General features: G+C 60.8%; 2 protein-coding genes and 1 pseudogene. All 3 read right to left on the minus strand.

The genetic code is table 11. The features are described 5' to 3' along the window. Positions 1–492 (minus strand): annotated as a pseudogene (locus F8N62_RS31240) (histidine kinase); the annotation flags it as partial. 120 nt (positions 493–612) lie between these two features. Beyond that, complete coding sequence (locus F8N62_RS31245) at positions 613–1,404, minus strand: hypothetical protein (RefSeq protein ID WP_150712747.1); 792 nt, start codon at positions 1,402–1,404, stop codon at positions 613–615. Between the two features lie 76 nt (positions 1,405–1,480). Beyond that, on the minus strand, positions 1,481–1,960 hold a 480-nt coding region (locus F8N62_RS31250), incomplete at its 5' end, for an alpha/beta fold hydrolase (RefSeq protein WP_412072000.1).

Genomic DNA, 1,960 nt, shown 5'->3' on the forward strand with positions numbered 1-1,960 from the left:
CGGCAGGGTTTCGCGGACCTGCACGCCGGTGATCCCGCGCACCTGATCGTTGAGACTTTCGAGGTGCTGGACGTTGACCGTGGTGAACACGTCGATGCCGGCGGCGAGCAATTCCTGGATGTCTTGCCAGCGTTTGGCGTGACGGCTGCCGGGGGCGTTGCTGTGCGCCAGTTCATCCACCAGCACCAGTTTCGGCTTGGCTTTGATCAGGCCGTCGAGGTCCATTTCTTCGAGCATCACGCCACGGTATTCCGAGCGTACCAACGGTTGCTGCGGCAAGCCGCCGAGCAGTGCTTCGGTCTCGGCGCGGCCATGGGTCTCGACCACACCGGCGATGACTTTTACGCCTTGGCGCAACTGGGTATGGGCGGCCTGCAGCATGGCGTAGGTCTTGCCGACACCGGGCGCGGCGCCAAGGAAAACCTTGAGCCGGCCACGGCCGTCGCGGGGCAGGTCAGCTAACAGCGCGTCGGCGCGGCCGGAGTTGCTCATGGGTCAATGCCTTGTTCGACGTTGGATGGGGTTTTGCTTTAAAAGATCGCAGCCTTCGGCAGCTCCTACGATGGATTGCGGACGCCCAGTAGGAGCTGGCGAAGCCTGCGATCTTTTGATCTACCGGTGCGTGGCAATCCAGATCAATAACCCCGCCTGAAACACCGAAAACGCCACCAGGCAGGTGATGGTGAAGCGTAAGCCGGCGTCTTCACGCTTGTACTTGCTGACCTTTTCTTCGTGCTTCTTCAGCTTCACTTCCTGCTCGGCCAGATTCTGCTCAGCCTGCTGCAGCATTTGCGCGGCCTCGAGAATTTCCACCTGTTGCAATTTCTCGGTGTTCCATTCCGCCAACAGGTCGCCGACCGTGACCGCCTTGACGCTGCCCTTGAGATGCTGGGCGTCGGCGTATGCCACTTCAAAACCATGCGCCTTCAGAAAGTGATCGCGGCGCAGGCGCGTGCTTTCGTTCAGCGCATCCTTGTTGTTCAGGTCGGTGCCGTCGACGGTGTAACCCGGCCAGCGTTTTTTCGCCCAGCCAATGCCCTGAGCCGCCATATACCGCCCGATACCCCGGTTCATCGGCTCGATCTGTAAACCGCTGTCAGGTCCGAAACGCACGCGTTTGGTGATGTGATCGACCCACACGTCCAGGTGATTCTGTTCCTTGCGCACCCGCTGGCCCGGCAGTGAAAGGCTCATGCGCATCAGACTGCGCTGCTTGTCGTTACGTTCGGCATAACCGAATTCGACAAAGCGCAGTGGCCGCGCACCAGTGTTGCGGTCGGTCTGCAACGGCGCCAGACGGAGCATCTTGTGATGCTCGACGTGGACGTCCGCCCACGGCAGCTCGACCACTGGCGGTGCGTCTTGTTCAGCGGTGGTGTCGGGTGAAGTCGGGGTATCAATCATAACGGCGCGGTCCTGTCAGGCTCTGCTTGCCGCCAGTCTTGGCGCTGGCGACAAAGGCTTATCGGCCAAACAGCGCTTAACTGGAGCGAAGTCCGTCAATAAACCGCAGAATTCGCGATCCGAGCTCGGCCGCCAGGGGCAGTTGCGGATCTTTATAGGAGGCCAATTGCCGTTTGACGTCGTTGGGCACGATGCGCATGACGTGGTTCATACCGTCGATCAAGGCCAGTTCGGCATCGGGTTTGGCAGCCTTGAGCAGCCTGGCGTCATCGACACCCACCTGAATGTCGTTGCTGCCCTGGATGATCAGCGCCGGCATGTGCAATTTGGCGAAGGCTGCCGCCGGGTCCTGGCGGAACAGCGAAATCAGGTACGGCTGCACGCTCGGGCGAAAAATCACCTGAAGTTGCGGCGGCACGTTGTCGTCGGTGCGACCGGCCTTGAGAGTGTCGAGCAATTCATTACTGCGCAGCAACAGCGGGGGCGGCAGGCGGTTGCTCAATTGTTGGCGCAGCACCTGATCGATAGGCCGGGCGCTGCCGGACATGGAAATCAC

Source organism: Pseudomonas fluorescens, assembly GCF_902497785.1.
GTDB lineage: Bacteria > Pseudomonadota > Gammaproteobacteria > Pseudomonadales > Pseudomonadaceae > Aquipseudomonas > Aquipseudomonas fluorescens_BO.